This window comes from Ectothiorhodospira magna, from assembly GCF_900110965.1.
Lineage (GTDB): Bacteria > Pseudomonadota > Gammaproteobacteria > Ectothiorhodospirales > Ectothiorhodospiraceae > Ectothiorhodospira > Ectothiorhodospira magna.
Map to the genome: position 1 here is coordinate 16,807 of NZ_FOFO01000013.1, position 19,311 is coordinate 36,117.

Sequence of the window (19,311 nt, forward strand, 5' to 3'; positions counted from 1 at the left end):
CCGACCAGTGTACACGCGTTGTACGCCGGTCTGATACCACCCTGCAACAGGCTGTTGCCTATCTGGCTTCTTGAGGCAACATGGACAGCGCCAGCAGTTGGCTCAAATCTTCCAGTGTTTCACGGTTCACCACCACATCGGGACGAATACCGCCACTGGCAAAACCTTCCCCGTCAGGCGGCCTGACCATGCGACTGGTCAGCCGCAGCACGGAACTATCGGACAGACGAATATCACTTTGGCAACTCCATTGACCGGGGGTGCAGGAACCCACAATCCTGGCTCGGCCATGGTGCCGTAACGCACCGGCGAACACTTCAGCACCATTGACAGTCTCTGGCCCCACCCACAGCACCAGGGGGATATCCAGCCGCCCTCCCGGCGGAGCATGGAAAATCGTGGGATGGCCGTCTGGCCCCTGCATGCAGCCCAACACGGCGCCAGTCGGCAAAAACAGGCCGGCCAGATCCAGCGCCTCAAACAGATCCGCACCACCCGCATGACGCAAATCCAGAATCAAGGGCATGTTCCCTGCCTGCGTCTGATCCTCTCCCATCTGCTCCAACGCCGCCAGCAATGCCGGGCGGGTCAAACCACCAATGAAATCCCGAATCTGCAACACAGATTCTCCGGTGGGTCCTGCCGGCACCTGTTCCAGAGGCTGAAATGACTGGCGAGTCACCGGGTGGACCCTGGGCGCCCCGTCAGCATCCGGTGACAACAGGCTCAAGGTCACTACACTGCCTTCTTCCCCCTGGAGCAGACTCACCAATCCGCGGGGTGACAACCCCACCACCGGCATGCCATCTACCTGCAGTAACTGCATGCCTTCCCGAACCCCGGCCAGATCGGCCCCTCCGCCCCGATAGGGTGACAGCAACACCTGGCCGTCCTGAAAAACCACATCCATGCCGACACCCACCTGTCCATTGCAGCTGAGCATGGAAGAAGGCCAGGTCCCTGCAGGAAAATATTGAGCCAGGGGGTCCACGGCCCGCAGGTCTTGCGCCAGGGTCGCGCTGGACAGGCTGCGCAGTGCGGGTTCGGAAGGGGGATAGAGGGCCCGCTCGCGCATGATTTGACGAATTTCATCCAATGGTGGCGCCATCCTGCCACCCCCCCAGGCCATCTCACCAATCAGTGTCAGACAAGTCAGCATCACCAATTTTCCCCGCCTGTACGGGTCAACGCCAAAGAACAGCAGCCATACGGTATGGGTTTATTTATCCGCTGTTGCCGGATTTCAATACAGTCATCACCGTGTCAACCATAAATTGGAACCCTGTCAACTATGCTGTAGACTGCCAGTAATATCAGTAACCTGGGAACATTTCATGACGCTTGCCCGCCAGCAGGTTCAGCCCATCTTCAATGCTTCCCTCTACATTGTCTGGCTGATCATGCTGCCCATGTCCGGCGCGTTACTGACCCAGGAACACCTGATGCCCTGGTTTTTGGCATCCCATGTGATTGCAGTGATCGCCCTGGGCACACTGGGTCACCGTTTGGCACCAGTCTTTCTGGAGAAAGTGGTTCGTTTTGGGGTCATCACCACGGCAGGCCTGAGCTTGCTGGCCCTGGAACTACAAGGTCATGGCACCGGATGCCTTGTCCTGATGCTGATGCTGGGGATCACGTCCGCCCCGGTTTCCCTGCGGATGCTGGAATATCTTCGCTGCTGCCAACGTCCCGTGCCTCCGGCAGCCCTGGCACTGGCTGGCGGTAATGGACTGGCTCTGGCCTTGATCCTGGCGCCCCTGTCCCTTCAACTTAAACTGGCTCTGGTCAGTGTACTGCTGTTATGCCTGCTGCCCCGACCCCAGCCGCCTTCAATGGCACAGACGGATCAGGTCGGGCACATGGGGCAACTGTACATTTACCTGCCTTTTATCTTTGTGTTTCAGATTGTTGCAGGGTTGATGTACGGGGGGATGATCCCTGCTTATGAAACCCATGCCATTGTGCCAGGTCTGGAGATCATTTTTTACGGTATTGGCGCCCTGGGTTGTCTCTGGCTGCTGCGACATACCTACCCGGTGGCCATGCTGGTGGGCGTACTTGTGGCCCTGGTAGCCTTTGGACTGTGGTCCCTGTTGCCTGCGGGGGCAGGTATCCATAGCGCCATGTTCCTCATGATGCTGGGGGCTGGCATTGTGGATCTGCTGATGCTGTCCCTGGTCCTGACCCGAACCGATTTGATCCGGGCCTTTGGCCTGGGTGTGGGTACCCTATGTGCCGGTATCCTGATGGGGAAACTGCTGGCGCTGATTTTAGGTGGTGCGGCAGAAACCACAGCCTTCATCGCGCTGGTCCTGTTGAATATGGCGGTACTGACCCTGTTTTTTCCATGGGCAAAAAAACATGACATCCCGACAGACAAACCAGCACCGCCAAACGGCCCAGACACCAGGGCAACGGTTGAACTGCCTGGCCATTTTGCCACGCTGCTGTCGGAAAAGGAGCAGCAGGTTCTGCTGCTGGTACTGATGGATAAAACCTATCGGGAGGTGGCACATACCCTTGCCATCTCGGAGTCTTCGGTGAAAACCTACATGCACCGAATCTTTCAAAAAACCGGCGTCTACCGGCGACACCAACTGCTGGCATTGATCCGGCAGTCAAACGCCGTCTCCCAGCCATCGTCGGACCCCAATCCGGGGTAATCTCTCGATCACCCCGGCAAACCGGCCCCTGGACATACCCAGGGGCCGTTGTTTCATACCTCCCGCTCAGGCGCCAGGTGCCAGTGCTCCGGGGAACGCCACAGACCTGACAGTAACAGTTCCCGGGTGAAGAAAAATTCCTTGGGTAACTTGTCATAGAGCTTGGAGAACAGCTCCTCGTGGGCCATCAGCTCTTCCTTCCAGGCTTCCCGGTCCACCTCCATCACCTTATCGAAATCCTCCATGGAGAAATTCAGCCCCTTGAAGTCGAGATCCTCGTAATGGGGCATCCAGCCGACGGGACTTTCCACCGCCGAAGTCCTGCCATGTACCCGGTCAATGATCCATTTAAGCACCCGCATGTTTTCACCAAATCCGGGCCAAACAAAATTTCCATGCTCATCCTTGCGGAACCAGTTGACGCCGAAAATACGCGGCGGACAGGGCAAATCCCGACCAAACTGCAGCCAGTGATTGAAATAATCCCCCATGTTATAGCCGCCAAAGGGCAGCATGGCAAAAGGATCACGACGGACCTGGCCTAATTTGCCAAAGGCCGCTGCAGTCATCTCGGACCCCATGGTGGCCGCCATATAGACGCCGAAATTCCAGTTGAAAGACTGATAAACCAGGGGAATGGTGGTGCTTCTGCGTCCGCCGAAAATAAAGGCGCTGATGGGCACCCCCTTGGGATTTTCCCATTCCGGGTCGATGCTGGGGCACTGATTGGCAGGCACCGTGAAGCGGGCGTTGGGGTGAGCCACGGGCTTGCCCGAAGCGGGATCATAGACGGCACCGGTCCAGGTGATGGTGCCCTTGGGTGGCTCGTCGCCCATACCTTCCCACCACACATCTCCGTCCGGGGTCACACCGACGTTGGTGAAGATGGTGTTGCACTTGATCGATTCCATGGCATTGGGATTGGTCTTGTAGTTGGTACCCGGTGCCACACCAAAGTAACCCGCCTCGGGATTGATGGCGTAGAGCCGACCACTGGAATCGGGCTTGATCCAGGCAATATCATCGCCCACCGTGGTGATTTTCCAGCCCTCCAGCTCCTTGGGGGGAATCATCATGGCAAAGTTGGTCTTGCCGCAGGCACTGGGGAAAGCGGCCGCCAGATAGGTCTTTTCTCCCTCTGGAGACTCTGCCCCCAGAATCAGCATATGCTCCGCCAGCCAGCCCTCGTCACGGGCCATGGAGGAGGCGATACGCAGGGCAAAGCATTTTTTGCCCAGAAGGGCATTGCCGCCGTAGCCGCTGCCATAGGACATGATGGAGCGCTCTTCGGGAAAATGAACGATGTACTTGGTGTCCGGATTACAAGGCCACTTGGCATCCTGCTGCCCAGGTGCCAGGGGTGCCCCGACTGTGTGCAGGCATTTGACGAATTCCCCGTCCTCTCCCAAAAGATCAATGACCTTTCTGCCCATGCGGGTCATGATGCGCATGTTGACCACCACATAGGGAGAATCGGTCAGTTCCACCCCGATCTGGGAGATGGGCGACCCCAGCGGCCCCATGCTGAAGGGGATGACGAACAGGGTACGGCCCCGCATACAGCCATCGAACAACCCGTTGAGGGTCTGTTTCATGACCTTGGGGTCTTCCCAATTGTTGGTGGGGCCGGCATCTTCCTTGCGCAGGCTGCAAATGAAAGTACGGTCCTCCACCCGGGCCACGTCGCTGGGATCGGAAAAACAGGCGAAACTGTTGGGACGTTTTTCCGGATTCAGACGGATGAAGGTGCCCTGTTCCACCAGTTGCCCGGTGAAGAAGTCATATTCTTCCTGAGAGCCGTTACACCAGTAAACTGCATCCGGCTTGCACAGCTCCACCATCTCCTGAACCCAGCGCAACAAGGCTGCATGCTTGACCTCGCTGGCGTAATCGGCGCTGGGAAGTGACTGGGTTCTTGATTGCTCGCTCATATAACCTCTCAATACTTGATTGGTTTAGTCCGTAGCTGTCCAGCCTAGCGCAGTCGGGCCGCTATTGCACCCATCAATCAAACACCACGGTCTTGTTGCCGTGCACCAGCACCCGGTCCTCCAGATGGTAACGTAACCCTCGGGCCAGCACGGCCCGCTCCACATCCCGGCCCAGGCGCACCAGGTCATCCACTGCATCGTCATGGCGAACCCGAATCACATCCTGTTCGATGATCGGCCCCTCATCCAGTTGGTCAGTGACGTAATGGCACGTGGCGCCGATGAGCTTCACGCCCCGCTCAAAAGCCCGGTGGTAAGGTCGGGCACCCACGAAGGAGGGCAAAAAGCTGTGATGGATGTTGATCACCCGCCCTGCATAACGGGCACACAGGTCTGGAGGCAGGATTTGCATGTAGCGGGCCAATACCACCACATCGGCCCTGGCCTCGTCCACCCGCTCGGCAATGCGGGCAAAAGCCGCCGCCTTGTCCTGGGGGTTCACCGGAATATGGTGATAGGGAATACCGTGCCATTCCACATAGGCCCGCATGTCCTCGTGATTGGAAATCACACAGGGAATATCCATGGGTAAATCCCCGGACCGCCAGCGATAAAGCAGGTCCGTCAGGCAATGGTCCAATTTGCTCACCAGGGGCACCACCCGACGGGGAACCTGGGTGTCGGTGATCTGCCAATGCATGGCAAATGCCTCGGCGATGGGGGCAAAGGCCTGACGAAACCCGTCCATTTCAAAGGGCAGCCTGTCGGCATCGATCTCATAACGCATGAAAAACCAGCCGGTAGACACATCGGAATGCTGGCTGGCCTCGGTGATGGAACCACCATGGCGGGACAGAAAACCGCTTACGGCGGCCACGATGCCCACCCGATCAGGACAGGAAATGATCAAGCGATAGCGACGAAGGGACATGGGCAAACTCTCCGGCCCCTTTAACACCGCTGACCCGATTGCAGACTGGGGCAATCACGACTCACGGTACGCCCTTCCTCCAGCCAGCCCAAAATGCCGTCGGTGACATTCATCACCTGAGGGTAGGCCGCTTCCTCAGCCATGAACCGGGCCAGTACGCCGGTGCGATTACCCACCCGGCAAATCAGGATAACCGGCTCGTCCCGTGACACGATCCGGGAGAGATGCCGGGGAAAACTACGCATGAAACGACCATTGGCATCAAAGGCGGTGATCAGGTAGCTCCCCGCCACCACCCCGGTTTCACGCCATTCTTCCGGGCGGCGGATATCAATGATCTTGACTCCGGCGGCGAGGTGTGCGGCCAGTTCGTCATTGGTTACGTTGACAAAGGGCGGCGGCGCTACGGTCACCAGTTCCACCTCGAAGCGCAAGGTGGCATTGGGCGGAATCACCTGACCTGCACCCCGCTCACCATAGGCCAGACGAGGTGGGATGATCAGTTCCCGCTTGCCACCCGCCTGCATGCCCACAAGCCCCATCTCCCAGCCAGGAATGACCTGCCCCTGCCCCAGGATGAGGGACAACGGTTCGCCCCGGTCATGGCTGGAATCAAAGGCAGTGCCGTCCTCCAGCCAGCCGGTGTAATGCACCTGCACGGCATGGTGACGATCGGCCCGTAGGCCATCGCCCACTTCAAGATCACGGATCTGGAGTTCACCAGCCGCCACCGGGGCAAATCCAACACTGCCGGCAACCAGAATCAGGGCCAGCCACGGGAAAATATAAGATCGAATCACGACAGCACACGCTCCATTGATAGATACACCCAATGAGCGCCCATGGTAGCGGCGCCGGGGGCAACAAAACCAGCCCCGCCATAAAAAGCGATGTGCAGAACAAGGAAGGGTGGCAACCCGCACCAGCCACACCCCGGCGCCCAAGTCCACTGTTACCGTTGCTCCCTTCCGGGCCTGGCGGAGTTCACAGTTTATTGTCGCGAGGGGACCGATGCAGGTCACCATAACTCAAACAGGAGCGGGAATTATGGGGTGTGCGGCCAGCATCGTCAACCAAGGCATCTATCCGCCAAATCCTGATAAGATGTCCGCCTCCCGAGATTCGAACGCTTGAAGGCGCCCATTATGGCTTCTACCCATATCCCCGGTTATCGTCGCCATGTCACTGTCCCCGTCCCTGTAGGTCACGTGGTGGTCGGTGGTGATGCCCCAGTGGTGGTGCAATCCATGACCAATACCGATACCGCCGACGTGGAAAAAACCACCCGGCAGGTGGCCGACCTGGCCCAGGGCGGATCGGAACTGGTGCGCATCACGGTCAATACCGAAGAAGCCGCCGCTGCTGTGCCTCACCTTCGTGACAGACTCGATGCCATGGGCGTGAATGTGCCTTTGGTGGGGGATTTTCATTTCAACGGACACCGGTTGCTCAGCAAGTATCCAGCCTGCGCCGAGGCCCTGGCCAAACTGCGCATCAATCCGGGTAATGTGGGCCGGGGCGCCCGGCGCGACACCCAGTTTGCCCAGATGATCGAGATGGCCTGTCGCTACGACAAGCCGGTACGCATCGGCGTCAACTGGGGCAGCCTGGATCAGGAGCTGCTGGCGCGGATGATGGACGATAACGCCCGACGCCATCAGCCCCTGGACATCCAGGACATCAACCGTGAGGCGCTGATCGAATCCGCCCTGAGCAGCGCCCGACGGGCCGAGGACATTGGCCTGCCCCACAATCGCATCCTGCTGTCCTGCAAGGTCAGCGGGGTACAACCGTTGATCCGCGTCTATACCGCATTGGCCGACCGCTGTGACTACCCCCTGCATCTGGGCCTCACCGAGGCAGGCATGGGCATCAAGGGTATCGTCGCTTCCACCGCCGCTCTGGCAGTGCTGCTGCAGCAGGGCATCGGCGATACCATCCGCGTCTCCCTCACCCCGGAACCGGGAGCCGAGCGGGTCAAGGAAGTCATCGTAGCCCAGGAAATCCTGCAAAGCCTGGAGCTGCGCCGATTCAGCCCGGCAGTGGTGGCCTGCCCCGGCTGTGGTCGCACCGCCAGCGATTATTTCCAGCACCTGGCCCAGGATATTCAAAACCATATCCGTCACCACATGCCCCAGTGGCGCAAGCGCTACCCCGGCGTCGAAGAACTGACCGTGGCAGTGATGGGGTGTGTGGTCAATGGCCCCGGCGAAAGCAAACATGCCGATATCGGCATCAGCCTGCCGGGTACCGGCGAGATGCCGGTGGCCCCGGTCTACGAGGATGGGGAAAAAACCGTCACCCTCAAGGGCGATCACATTGCCGAGGAATTTCAGCGTCTGGTGGAGCAGTACATCGAACGCCGCTACGGCAAGGATGCCTCAAATTAACTCAGGGTTCCTACGGGTTTTTGCCGGGGCTGAGGCTGGTCAGCCCCCGCCTTGTCCAGCCGCTCCAGTTCCTGTTGCGCCAACGTCACCAAACGGCTAAACCCCGATAACAGTCGCCGATCCAGGGCACAGGCCTGAAAACGCCGGTCGGCATAGATCAGGCCAAACGGCCTATCCCCCACAAACAGGGAATGGATAAAAAATGCTCTGACGCCGCTGGCTCGGCGCAGGGCGTCGGGCACCTTGGGCCAGATGTCCTCCATGTTCTCCTGGTTGAGCCAGAACGGGGTGGGCCGTTTCATCAATACCGACAACAGTTCTCCATCGGCCATATCCATGCTCAGGCGACAGAAACCCGGCTCATGATCGACTCCGGCGGTACGTTCGACCACCAGACGGCAGTCCCCCTCCCGCAATCGGGCAAAGACCACCCGACTCAAACCCAGACCATGATGCAATCCGGTCAGCAATACTGACAGCACTTCGTCCTCATCGGCCAGATCCCCGGCCTGCAGACGCTTGGCAGCCAGGCCCGCCTGCCGTAACCGGGGTGCCAGACAAAGGGCCGGCAAGGGCGACATGACATCGCCGCTGCGCTGCCTCATCACCTGCTCCAGGTCCAGTTCAGGCACCGGGGACACACCATATAGCGCCACCTGCAGATTGAATTCCCCGGACACCTCATTGAGATGCATCACCAGCGTCTCCAGATCAATATTCAGGCAGTCCGCCAACAGTTCCAGATCACGCCCCAATCCTGGATAACGCCAACCGCGCATGGCTTCCCGGGCCAGTTGTGCCGACAGCATCACCCCCAGGTTGCGGGGATGTCGGGCATTGGCCGGCAACATGCAGCGCCGGGTCATTTCCGGCAAGGCCCAACGGGTCGCCAGTTGCTGCCCTATCTTTACCGGGTTTATTGTCTCGTCAAGGGTCACATCACGTGCCTCATCAGGAGAGACCGTCTCATCCTGTGCCATCAGGTCAAGATAGCTGGCAAGACAATCTCCCTGATGGGCCACCAGCATCAATTCTCCCAGACCATGAAGCTGGGCGGCCAGAGCCAGTTCCCCCGGTACCATGTCTCGCCGCAATGCCCCGCATCGTTCTGCCAGCAGGGCGGCATAGCTGGCCTGGGCAGCCAGTCCGGCATAACGGACAGGATCTGCCGGACTGGCGGATGTTGCCTGTGCCAGCGCGTTCATGCAGCCGAGCACCCCTCGAATACCGATCATCATGGCAGCCTCATCCAGCCCCGCCACTTCGCAGCGAAAATGACGATGGGGTATCTCATTGGCCACCCGGATCACCCGCAACGCCAGCCCCACATCCCACTGAATCAGGCGACCCAACACACGCATGCTCGACAGTTGATCGGACTCCAGTCCCTCCAGCACTGCGGGTGTACCGGGCAGCAGCGGCAAGGCATAATCACCCAGGGCACTGATCCACGCTTCGGGTTCTGGTGTTGCCATCAGTTCGCCCCCTTTGGACTGAACGGTGTTTCACACAGGTACATTCGGTTATTATGGCTTGGTTTATTGCATCCAAGCCAGCCCAAGCCCTAGCCAGGCACCAGGAGGATAGCGGCCCGTGAATCTCATTCTTGGCTCCATCATCGTCACCGTCGCCGTACTGGGCGGATGGGCCGCCCACGGCGGACAGCTCATCCTGATCTGGCAACCCTATGAGTTCGTCATCATTCTGGGGGCTGCTCTGGGGGCGTTCATCATCGCCAATCCCATGAAGACCATCATCAAGGTCACCACCCTGATTCCCAAGCTGATGGCCGGCCCGGTCTATAAAAAAGACGACTACATGGAACTGCTGGGCCTGATGTACGACCTGTTCAGCAAGGCCCGCAAAGAGGGACTGATGGGCATCGAGGGCGATATCGAGGAACCGGAAAACAGCCCGCTGTTCGAAAAATACCCCAAGGTGCTGAAAAATCATCACGCTGTGGAGTTCATTTCCGATTATATGCGCCTGGTGGTCAGCGGCAGCATGAACTCCTTTGAGCTGGATAACCTCATGGACATCGACCTTGAAACCCACCACCACGAGGTGTCCGAGCCGGCACACGCGGTGAGCCGGGTGGCCGACGGCCTGCCTGCCTTCGGCATCGTGGCTGCGGTGCTGGGCATCGTCAATACCATGAGCGCCCTGGATGGCCCCATCGACAAGATCGGCGGCCTGGTGGCTGCCGCCCTGGTAGGCACCTTCACCGGTATCCTGCTGGCCTACGGCTTTGTTGGCCCCCTGAGCAATGCCCTGGAGCGGCGAGCCGAGGAAGAAAGCAAATACATGGCGGTACTCAAGGCCTGTATCCTGGCCAATGTCCAGGGCTATAGCCCCCAGGTGGCCGTGGAATTCGGACGCAAAGCCATGAACTCCGACATGCGTCCCAGCTTCGTCGAGCTGGAACAGCACCTGCGCGGCAACAAGGAGTAAACAGCCTTGGCGATGGAGGATAATAAACAGCCGATTGTCATCAAGCGGATCGTCAAGAAGGCCGGTCACCACGGTGGTGCCTGGAAGATCGCCTTTGCAGACTTTGCCATCGCCATGATGGCCTTCTTCCTGCTGTTATGGATTTTGGGATTTACCGACGAGTTGCAAAAAGCAGCCATCTCCGAATATTTCCAGAACCCCTCCTCGGCCATGGGTATCAGCCCCACCCCGCCCCATCCCACCGAAGGGGACGGAGCCTCCCCTTCCATCATTCATCTGGAAGGTGCCATAGACATGGATCGGGCCGAAGAACTGGCCCGGGAACAGGACCAGGAACGACTGGAAAACCTCAAGGAGATTCTGGAAGAGGCCATGGAGTACAGTCAGGCCCTGGAGCCATTCAAGGACCAGCTGCTGCTGGACATCACCCCCGAAGGATTGCGTATCCAGATCGTTGATCGGGAAAACCGCCCCATGTTCGACCTGGGCAGTGCCCAGTTGCGGCACTACTCCACCGACATTCTCAGAGAACTGGGGGCGATCATCAATCAGGTCCCCAACAAGATCAGCATCACCGGTCATACCGATGCCCGTCCGTTCGTCAGACCCAACTACAGCAACTGGGAGCTGTCTACGGACCGGGCCAATGCCGCCCGGCGGGCCATGCTTGAAGGCGGCATGGAAGAAAATAAGGTGGGCCGGGTGGTTGGTTTGAGTTCCACCGTGCCATTTGACCGGGATGACCCGGACAACCCCATCAACCGGCGCATCAGTATCATTGTGATGAACCAACAGGCAGAACAGTCCATTCTCAGGGAGGCGGCGGTGGAATACCGGGGCGATCAGCCCCTGTCCCTCACCCCCTGAACAGTTCCCGCTCCGGCGCCAGGAACTCCAGCGTCCCACCGGCATCCCGCGCCCGTAATACGCCCTGGCAGACCAGGCCGCCCTTGAGTGCCAGGGCGGCATAACGGTCTTCGATGGCACGGCAAATATCCAGACAGCGGGCCGCCTCTCGCTCCCGGCTGCCTTCCACCTTGGCATCGTAGCGTCGGTGTACCAGTATCGGCACCGGCAATCCCAACCGGGCTGCTTCTCCGTTGAGTATGCCGCGCACCCCCAGATCCAGTGCCTCTCCCATCACCTCCATCGGGCCAGCGCCCACACACCAGGCCAGATTGCGCAACTGCACCTCGTCCAGGGCATCACCGACGATGACCAGCCGTTCTGACCGTCCGCCCTGTGCATGGCGTCCATCCCGGTACAGACGCAGGTAATCAAGCTGACACAGGTTGCCCTGCAGCACACTGGCCATCACCCGTATCAACCCTTCCCGGGGGGGTTGGGATGCAGGGCCATGGCCACGCACCGTTTCATGCAAGGTCTGGTACAGGCGCAATGATGCCACCCTGGGTTCCACAGACAGGGTTTGACGGTAGAGGGTCCGGCTGTCGATAAAGACACCGGCATCAAGCCGACCGGCAGCATCGGGCACATGGAGACGAATACCATCGGTATCCGTATCCACCCCGATCAACAGGGTCTCCACCGGCGGTAGCCGGGACAAACCCGCCCCAACCGCCTCCCGGAACGCCCGCAATCGATCCAGAAGCAACCTCACCTGCATCTCCAGTCCGCCCCCCAGTTCCAGACAGGCTTCCTCTGGCTCGGTAGAACGAAAGTGATAGACGCACACCTTGAGATAACGGGAAGGCACACTGGCCGGCACCGGCACCCCTTCCAGGTGCCGCAGCAGTTCGCAGAATCGCCAGTGATCCACCTGACTGTCCACATCAAACAACCCGCCCACCCGGGCACAGGGACGCACCTGCAATCCTGGCAGACGCAGAATCAAACGCTTGAGGCCCATCAGGCGACCATCAGGACAGGCGCTCATCACCATGGCATGCACATCACAGTCCAGCAAATCTCCCAGTACCGATTCCATATCCGGTACCGAAGCTGGCGTATCACGCCAGGCCCCTTCCACCATCAAGGCCAGAATCCGGAAAATGCCGTGGGCATAGAGCAGGCGCACATCCAGACCGCCGATCCAGGCCCGCTCCAGCACCTCAACAGGCAACTCAAACCCCAGACGTTCCCGGGCCATAGCCTGAATACGGCTGGCATGATCCGGCCCCATGGCCTGGTACTGCATGTCCTGCAGGGTGGGGATCAGGGCCTGTAGCTTGCTCTCAAACACCTGCTCAAAGGCACGTAACCGGCGATGAGCCAGCAGATCAGCCAGTGGATGGTGTACCTGATGGGTGGGGATGTGATCGATTATCTCGGATTCAGGATTCACCAGCGCCCTCCTTGGGCGGGTATGGTTGACGGATTCAGGGTTTGCTGCTGCCTTTACAGGATACCCCAGACTGCCACCAGTTGCTCATCGACATAAACCAGAGGCAACCGGTCACGAATCCAGGGAGGGATACCCGCTTCTTGGAACAGTTTTTTCAGTAGGCGGGTCTGGCCACGCCAGCGCATCACCTCCCCACCCTGCCGCAGACATACCCTCAACGGCGTGGTCAAGGTGGATGGATTCACCCCCCACTGAGACTGCAACAGGGCCGGATCCAGGGTGATGCCCAGTTCGGGCAACGTCAAAGGGGCGGTGGGCGTCCATTGCCACACCCACCCCCTATCCACCGGCACCAGCGGTTCCAGAGCATAAAGATCATCCCGGTAACGCCGGACTTCGGCCCCCGCCCAGGCCACCCTGGGAGAAGCGTCAGGCCCCGCCTTGAGCACCTGTTCAATCACGCTCTCCAGCCGGACCCGCCCCGGCATGGGCAGGCCCTTGTCCTGCAACCATCCCCGCAGGGCATTGCGCAGCCGGGGACGACGCAACCGGGTCAGGCCGGCCACCGACAATGTACCCGGCACACTCCCCCGCACCAGCTCCAGGTCTTCCCTGGCCCGCTCCGCCAGTAAATCCTGGGCCTCGGCCTGCAACAGGGCCGCCCTGGACACCGTGGCATCCAGAGACGGCCAGCGTTGCCGTAGCTGAGGCATGATCACCTGCCGAAGCCCATTGCGGTCAAAGCGCAGATCGGCATTGCTGTCATCTTCTACCCATCTCAAAGCCGCCTCCTGGGCATAGGCCACCAGCCTGTCCCGATCCAGATCCAGCACAGGTCGGGCCTGCCAGCCGGGACCAAAGGGCTTGAGCCGTGGCATGGCCGCCAGGCCGGCGGGACCGGCGCCGCGCAACAGCTGTAGCAGCAGGGTCTCCGCCTGATCCCGGCGATGATGGGCAGTGAGCAGGATCTCACCAGATTGCATCACATGGGCAATGGCTCGATAACGGGCGCTTCGGGCTGCGGCCTCGGGACTTTCGCCGGTGGCCGGTCGGGCATCCACTGCCTGCACCGTCAGGGGAATGTCCAAATCGTGGCACAGGGAGATACAGTGGGCCTGCCAGTGATCGGCCTGGGGATTTAAGCCATGATGAACATGCACTGCAGCCAGGGGGGGCAAGGTACGGATTTTGGAAAGGGCATGAAGGCTGTGTAACAGGACATGAGAATCCAGGCCACCACTCAAGCCAATCAGCCAGCGGGGAGCCGGCGGCAGAGGTTCAAGAGCGGCAGCGAGGGTATCCAGCACGACAGAACAACAGGGCGTTATTCTTTTACCTGACCATAGTGCATGATCCGCTCATAACGGCGTGCCACCAGGGTATCCATATCCATGCAGTGAAGTTCATCCAGCCCTTCCAGCAGATTGGCACGGAAAGTATCGGCCATCGCCTGGGTATCCCGATGGGCGCCGCCCAGGGGTTCGGGCAGAATGGCGTCGATCAGGCCCAGTGCCTTGAGGCGGCTGGAGGTGATACCCATGGCCTCGGCAGCATCTGCGGCTTTTTCTGCGCTCTTCCAGAGAATAGAGGCGCAGCCTTCCGGGGAAATCACCGAATAGGTGCCGTACTGGAGCATCTGCACCTTGTCACCCACACCAATGGCCAGGGCACCCCCGGACCCCCCCTCACCAATTACCGTGCAGATGATGGGGGTCCGCAACCTGGCCATCTCCAGCAGGTTGCGGGCGATGGCCTCGCTCTGGCCCCGTTCCTCCGCGCCCACCCCTGGATAGGCGCCGGGGGTATCGATGAAGGTGAAGATGGGCAGGGAAAAGCGTTCCGCCATCTGCATCAGTCGCAGGGCCTTGCGATAACCTTCGGGCCGGGGCATGCCAAAGTTACGCTGGATCTTTTCCTTGGTATCACGGCCCTTCTGGTGGCCAATGACCATCACTGGCCGACCCTCGAACCGGGCCACGCCACCGACGATGGCCGGATCATCGGCAAAGGCCCGGTCTCCGTGCAGTTCCTCAAAATCCGTAAACAGATGGGCCATGTAATCCAGGGTATAGGGACGCCGGGGATGGCGGGCTAACTGGGAAATCTGCCAGGGACTGAGTTTGGCGAAAATGGATTCGGTCAGACTCTTGCACTTGGATTCAAGACGGGTGATCTCGTCCTGGATGTTGACCTCGGCATCATCACTGACGTAACGAAGCTCTTCGATCTTGGCTTCCAGTTCGGCGATCGGTTGCTCAAATTCAAGAAAATCCGGATTCATCGGCGCTGGTCTGGGTCGGTTTTGGGAAAGGGGTCATTCTACACGGCCAGCGATTTGGGGACAGCCCTACCCAAGACTAACGGTAGTGAATCTGTACCCCCGCTTCCCCCAACAGCCCCCGGAGCCGCTGCACCAACGCCTCGGTGGGGCGCAACCGCCAGGAGGCCCCCAGTTGGAAACGGGCGCGGGCACGGCCATTGCTGTAGTTGACAAAAACCGGACAGGATCCATCCCGAAATGGTGTCAGACTGTCTTCCAAGGCTGCCATCAGGGACAGATCGGTACCGCCGTTGAGGGTCAGGTCCACCCGCCGGGCAAACTGCTCCCGAGCCTGGTCCAGGTCCATCACCTGACGACCGCGCATGCGCACGCCGCCGCTGAATTCGTCGATGCCCACGCCGCCTTCCACCACCAGCAGGCGATCCTTCACCAGCAGACTCTGGAAACGGCGGTAATCCTCACCAAACAACCCCACTTCAATACGGCCACTGCGGTCATCCAGGGTCAAAAAAGCCATACGGCCAGACGAGGCATTACGCAGACGAATACCCACCACCAACCCGGCAATCAGGGCATTTTGCTCCCGCTGTCGACCCCGACCCTGGGTTTCGCCGGTCCCCTGGGCCGGGGCACTGTCCGCCAGATCCAGGAGCAGATCGGCAATACGCTTGCCGGTGATGCGCCGCAGTTCTGATTCATAGCGGGTGATGGGATGGCCAGTGAGGTACAGTCCCAGGGTTTCCTTCTCCGCCAGCAAACGGATGTCCTCTTCCCATTCCGGCAATACCGGGTCCACCACCGCCACCACTTCCGGCGGGGGCGCCAGCCCAAACAGATCGCCCTGGCCCATACTTTGATCCCGGCGATACTGCTCGGCCCGGGACACGGCCTGGGGCAGGTTGTGCATCAGGGTGGCCCGATTGGGGCCAATGGAATCCAGGGCACCCGCCCGGATCAGGGCCTCCAGAGTGCGACGGTTGATCTTCTGGGAATCTGCCCGCACACATAGATCATCCAGGGAAGCAAAAGGACCATCGGCCCGGCGGCTGTCGATGAGCACCTGAATGGCTGATTCCCCCACCCCCTTGATGGCCCCCAGGCCATAGACAATGGTCTGGTCATCCCGCACCGTGAACTCGTGGCTTGAGGTGTTCACATCCGGCGGAATCACTGCCAGATCCATACAGCGACATTCCTCGATCAGGTTCACCACCTTATCGGTGTGATCCATATCAGCGGAGAGCACCGCCGCCATGAAGGCGGCCGGGTAATGGCATTTGAGCCAGGCGGTCTGATAAGACAGCAGGGCATAGGCAGCGGAGTGGGACTTGTTGAAGCCGTAACCTGCGAATTTTTCCATCAGGTCGAAGATGTAACTGGCGGTGGCCTCCTCCACCCCCTGCGCCACGGCACCGGTCAGGAAAATCTCCCGCTGCTTGGCCATCTCCTCGGGCTTTTTCTTGCCCATGGCACGGCGGAGCAGGTCGGCCCCCCCCAGACTGTAGCCGGCCAGCACCTGGGCAATCTGCATCACCTGTTCCTGATAGAGAATGACCCCGTAGGTGGGGCGCAGGATAGGTTCCAGGGCCGGGTGAGGGTATTCCACCCTGGCGCGGCCATGCTTGCGGTTGATGAAGTCGTCCACCATCCCCGACTGCAGGGGGCCGGGTCGGTAGAGGGCCACAAGGGCGACGATGTCCTCAAAGTTGTCCGGCTGCAGACGCTTGATCAGATCCTTCATGCCCCGGGATTCCAACTGGAAGACCGCCGTGGTTTCCTGGCGCTTGAGCAGGGCAAAGGTGCTGTCCTCGTCCAGGGGCACATCGTTGATGTCCAGGGGTGGCTGACCGGCATGAGAACGGCCAGCATTGATGGTCTGCACGGCCCAGTCGATGATGGTGAGGGTGCGCAGACCCAGAAAGTCAAACTTCACCAGGCCGATGGCCTCCACGTCATCCTTGTCGAAATGGGTCACCACCCCCTGCCCGCCCGGTTCACAGAACAGGGGAGAAAAATCCGTCAGGGTGGTGGGGGCGATGACCACGCCCCCGGCATGCTTACCCGCGTTTCTGGCCACCCCTTCCAACTTGCGGGCCAGGTCGATGAGGCCGCGGACCTCTTCATCCTCCTCATAACTGCGGCGCAGGTCTTCTTCCTGCTCCAGGGCCTTGTCCAGCGTCATGCCAATTTCGAACGGAATCTGCTTGGCAATGCGATCAACAAAGCCATAGGCATGGCCCAGCACACGACCGGCGTCACGCACCACCGCCTTGGCGGCCATGGTGCCGTGGGTGATGATCTGGGATACCTTGTCCCGCCCATAGCGCCGGGCCACATAATCAATCACGCTATCCCGCTTCTCCATGCAAAAATCAATATCGAAGTCGGGCATGGACACCCGTTCCGGGTTGAGGAAGCGTTCAAACAGCAGTTCGTAACGGATCGGGTCCAAATCGGTGATTTTAAGCGCATAAGCCACCAAAGAGCCGGCCCCGGAACCTCGCCCTGGTCCCACCGGCACGGCGTTGTCCTTGGCCCACTGGATGAAGTCTGCCACGATCAAAAAGTAGCCGGGGAATCCCATCTGGCAGATCACGTCCAGTTCCACATCCAGACGATTCCGATAGGTTTGCGCCTTTTCTTCCCGATCCGGGGTCTCTGCTGGAAACAGGCGCGCCAGACGCTCATCCAGCCCCCGATGGGAGAGTTGGCGGAAATAGGTATCCGTGGTCATCCCCTCAGGAATCGGGTATTCCGGTAGATGGTTCTCCCCCAGAGTCAGGATGAGATTGCACCGGCGGGCGATTTCCACAGTATTGGCCAGGGCTTCGGGGATGTCGGCAAAGCACTCCGCCATTTCCTCCGGGGTCTTGAGATACTGCTGGGGGCTGTAGATCCGGGGTCGCCGGGGATCATCCAGCACCCGGCCTTCGTGGATACAGACCCGGGCTTCATGGGCATCGTAATCATCGGGACTGATGAATCGCACATCATTGGTGGCCACCACGGGCAGGTTCCGTTGGGCTGCCAGGGCCACGGCGGCATGCAGGTAATCTTCTTCTCCTTCCCGACCCGTGCGAATCAGTTCCAGATAGAAGCGATCCGGGAAAACATCGCACCAAAAATCACAGGCCTGCCCGGCACTGTGGGGCTGGCGGGACAACAGGGCCCGACCCACCTCCCCTTCCCGACCACCGGACAGGGCAATCAACCCCTGGCAAGTGTCGCGGGTGAACCATTCACGGGCCAGGATCGGAGTACCGTCCTGCTGGCCTTCCTGATAGCCCCGACTGATGAGGCGGGTCAGACACCGATAACCAGGATCGTTCTGACACAGCAGCACCAGCCGGGTGGGTGGTTCGCCGGGGTCGGTGGCGGTCACCCACAGATCGGCGCCGATAATGGGTTTGATCCCGGATTTAAGGGCCGCTTTGTAGAACTTGACCATAGCAAACAGATTGCTTTGGTCGGTCACCGCACAGGCAGGCATCCCGGCGTTTTTGGCGGCAGCAACCAGTGGTCCCACCCGGACCAGGCCATCCACGAGGGAAAATTCGGAATGCAGGTGAAGATGAACGAAAGGCTGGGTCATCGCTGTGATATCTGAAGGCACGAAGCAGGCACGGGGGGGACAAGATAGCAGATGCTTCAGGAGGCCTGGCAGGCCACCCGCCGTACCGGAGCAAAACTCATCCGATGACAGGGGCTCGGCCCCAGGCGAGCCAGGGCTTCCAGATGGGCCGGCGTGGGATAACCCTTGTGGCCGGCCAGCCCATAACCGGGATACTCAGCGTCCAGGGCCACCATCAGGGCATCCCGATGGACCTTGGCGATGATGGACGCCGCGCTGATGGCCGCCACCGTCTTGTCCCCTCCCACCACCGCCCGGGCCGGACAGGGCATCGCTTCGGGACAGCGATTGCCGTCCACCAAAGCCAGGGCCGGCACGACGGCAAGGGTCTCCACCGCCCGGCCCATGGCCAGCAGGCTGGCCTGGAGGATGTTCAGCGCATCAATCTCCGCCGGGCCGCAGACCGCGATGGACCAGGCCAAGGCCCGTTCCCGGATCAGTGCGTCCAGGGCCTGGCGCCGGGCCGGACTCAGGGCCTTGGAGTCCTTTAACCCTTCGATAGGGCGCTCCGGGTCCAGGATCACCGCCGCCGCTACCACTGGACCCGCCAGCGGACCACGACCCACTTCGTCCACACCCGCCACGTCAGGCCCCTGGGCCAGGTTCACCGGATCAAGCGCCATTGATGTCGTTCCCACCATGCATGGAGTAGAATGAAGGCCGACATGCTATCAAGGCGCCCCCATCAGGGCCACCGGCCCGTGCCGCGCCGCTCATCAAGCCCCGGG

14 protein-coding genes and 1 other RNA gene are annotated in these 19,311 nt (G+C 60.2%); 4 read left to right on the forward strand and 11 right to left on the reverse strand.

What is annotated here, in order from left to right; translation table 11 throughout:
* Positions 1–58: 58 nt before the first annotated feature.
* Complete coding sequence (locus tag BMX62_RS06570) at positions 59–1,108, reverse strand: S41 family peptidase (protein ID WP_162273512.1); 1,050 nt, start codon at positions 1,106–1,108, stop codon at positions 59–61.
* 226 nt (positions 1,109–1,334) lie between these two features.
* Here BMX62_RS06570 and BMX62_RS06575 point away from each other — a divergent pair, with 226 nt between their 5' ends.
* A complete protein-coding gene (locus tag BMX62_RS06575; RefSeq protein ID WP_090206220.1) occupies positions 1,335–2,663 on the forward strand; it encodes a helix-turn-helix transcriptional regulator in 1,329 nt (442 codons plus the stop codon).
* A 53-nt stretch (positions 2,664–2,716) separates the two neighbouring features.
* Here the strand turns inward: BMX62_RS06575 and BMX62_RS06580 are convergent, their stop codons facing one another.
* From BMX62_RS06580 to ffs, 4 genes are all read right to left on the reverse strand, one after another.
* Positions 2,717–4,594 carry a phosphoenolpyruvate carboxykinase (GTP) gene (locus BMX62_RS06580; protein ID WP_090206224.1) on the reverse strand — a complete coding sequence of 626 codons (1,878 nt, stop codon included), beginning with the start codon at positions 4,592–4,594 and terminating at the stop codon, positions 2,717–2,719.
* A gap of 73 nt (positions 4,595–4,667) precedes the next feature.
* Positions 4,668–5,525, reverse strand: a complete 858-nt coding sequence (gene purU / locus BMX62_RS06585; protein WP_090206226.1) for a formyltetrahydrofolate deformylase — start codon at positions 5,523–5,525, stop codon at positions 4,668–4,670.
* Positions 5,526–5,545: 20 nt separating this feature from the next.
* A complete protein-coding gene (locus BMX62_RS06590) occupies positions 5,546–6,322 on the reverse strand; it encodes an FKBP-type peptidyl-prolyl cis-trans isomerase (protein WP_420795814.1) in 777 nt (258 codons plus the stop codon).
* Positions 6,323–6,442: 120 nt separating this feature from the next.
* An RNA gene (ffs, locus tag BMX62_RS06595) (signal recognition particle sRNA small type) lies at positions 6,443–6,539 on the reverse strand.
* A gap of 131 nt (positions 6,540–6,670) precedes the next feature.
* On the opposite strand from ffs, the gene ispG reads away from it, so the two are divergent.
* Positions 6,671–7,915, forward strand: a complete 1,245-nt coding sequence (gene ispG / locus BMX62_RS06600) for a flavodoxin-dependent (E)-4-hydroxy-3-methylbut-2-enyl-diphosphate synthase (protein WP_090206229.1) — start codon at positions 6,671–6,673, stop codon at positions 7,913–7,915.
* On the opposite strand, the gene BMX62_RS06605 is transcribed toward ispG, so the two are convergent.
* Entirely contained in the window at positions 7,912–9,390 is a 1,479-nt protein-coding gene (locus tag BMX62_RS06605) for an HDOD domain-containing protein (protein WP_090206232.1), read from the reverse strand. The two genes, ispG and BMX62_RS06605, sit on opposite strands and share 4 nt — an antisense overlap.
* 118 nt (positions 9,391–9,508) lie before the next feature.
* On the opposite strand from BMX62_RS06605, the gene motA reads away from it, so the two are divergent.
* Together motA and motB are read left to right on the forward strand one after the other, a co-directional pair.
* On the forward strand, positions 9,509–10,366 hold the full coding sequence (gene motA, locus BMX62_RS06610) for a flagellar motor stator protein MotA (RefSeq protein WP_090206235.1): 858 nt from the start codon (positions 9,509–9,511) through the stop codon (positions 10,364–10,366).
* Positions 10,367–10,372: 6 nt separating this feature from the next.
* Complete coding sequence (gene motB, locus BMX62_RS06615; RefSeq protein WP_090206238.1) at positions 10,373–11,233, forward strand: flagellar motor protein MotB; 861 nt, start codon at positions 10,373–10,375, stop codon at positions 11,231–11,233.
* Here the strand turns inward: motB and BMX62_RS06620 are convergent.
* The 5 genes from BMX62_RS06620 to rnhB form a co-directional block, all read right to left on the reverse strand.
* Entirely contained in the window at positions 11,223–12,671 is a 1,449-nt protein-coding gene (locus tag BMX62_RS06620; protein ID WP_162273513.1) for a carboxysome shell carbonic anhydrase, read from the reverse strand. The genes motB and BMX62_RS06620 overlap by 11 nt on opposite strands.
* Before the next feature lie 53 nt (positions 12,672–12,724).
* Entirely contained in the window at positions 12,725–13,978 is a 1,254-nt protein-coding gene (tilS, locus tag BMX62_RS06625; protein ID WP_090206244.1) for a tRNA lysidine(34) synthetase TilS, read from the reverse strand.
* 17 nt (positions 13,979–13,995) lie between these two features.
* Entirely contained in the window at positions 13,996–14,952 is a 957-nt protein-coding gene (gene accA / locus BMX62_RS06630) for an acetyl-CoA carboxylase carboxyl transferase subunit alpha (RefSeq protein ID WP_090206247.1), read from the reverse strand.
* 76 nt (positions 14,953–15,028) lie between these two features.
* Complete coding sequence (gene dnaE / locus BMX62_RS06635; RefSeq protein WP_090206250.1) at positions 15,029–18,544, reverse strand: DNA polymerase III subunit alpha; 3,516 nt, start codon at positions 18,542–18,544, stop codon at positions 15,029–15,031.
* A gap of 56 nt (positions 18,545–18,600) precedes the next feature.
* On the reverse strand, positions 18,601–19,206 hold the full coding sequence (gene rnhB, locus BMX62_RS06640; protein ID WP_090206253.1) for a ribonuclease HII: 606 nt from the start codon (positions 19,204–19,206) through the stop codon (positions 18,601–18,603).
* Positions 19,207–19,311 lie beyond the last annotated feature (105 nt).

Bases quoted from the DNA above. Each gene is read 5' to 3' on its own strand.
- BMX62_RS06570 (WP_162273512.1), bottom strand. From the start codon at position 1,108: ATGGCGCCACCATTGGATGAAATTCGTCAAATCATGCGCGAGCGGGCC.
- BMX62_RS06575 (WP_090206220.1), top strand. From the start codon at position 1,335: ATGACGCTTGCCCGCCAGCAGGTTCAGCCCATCTTCAATGCTTCCCTC.
- BMX62_RS06580 (WP_090206224.1), bottom strand. From the start codon at position 4,594: ATGAGCGAGCAATCAAGAACCCAGTCACTTCCCAGCGCCGATTACGCC.
- purU (WP_090206226.1), bottom strand. From the start codon at position 5,525: ATGTCCCTTCGTCGCTATCGCTTGATCATTTCCTGTCCTGATCGGGTG.
- ispG (WP_090206229.1), top strand. From the start codon at position 6,671: ATGGCTTCTACCCATATCCCCGGTTATCGTCGCCATGTCACTGTCCCC.
- BMX62_RS06605 (WP_090206232.1), bottom strand. From the start codon at position 9,390: ATGGCAACACCAGAACCCGAAGCGTGGATCAGTGCCCTGGGTGATTAT.
- accA (WP_090206247.1), bottom strand. From the start codon at position 14,952: ATGAATCCGGATTTTCTTGAATTTGAGCAACCGATCGCCGAACTGGAA.
- dnaE (WP_090206250.1), bottom strand. From the start codon at position 18,544: ATGACCCAGCCTTTCGTTCATCTTCACCTGCATTCCGAATTTTCCCTC.
- rnhB (WP_090206253.1), bottom strand. From the start codon at position 19,206: ATGGCGCTTGATCCGGTGAACCTGGCCCAGGGGCCTGACGTGGCGGGT.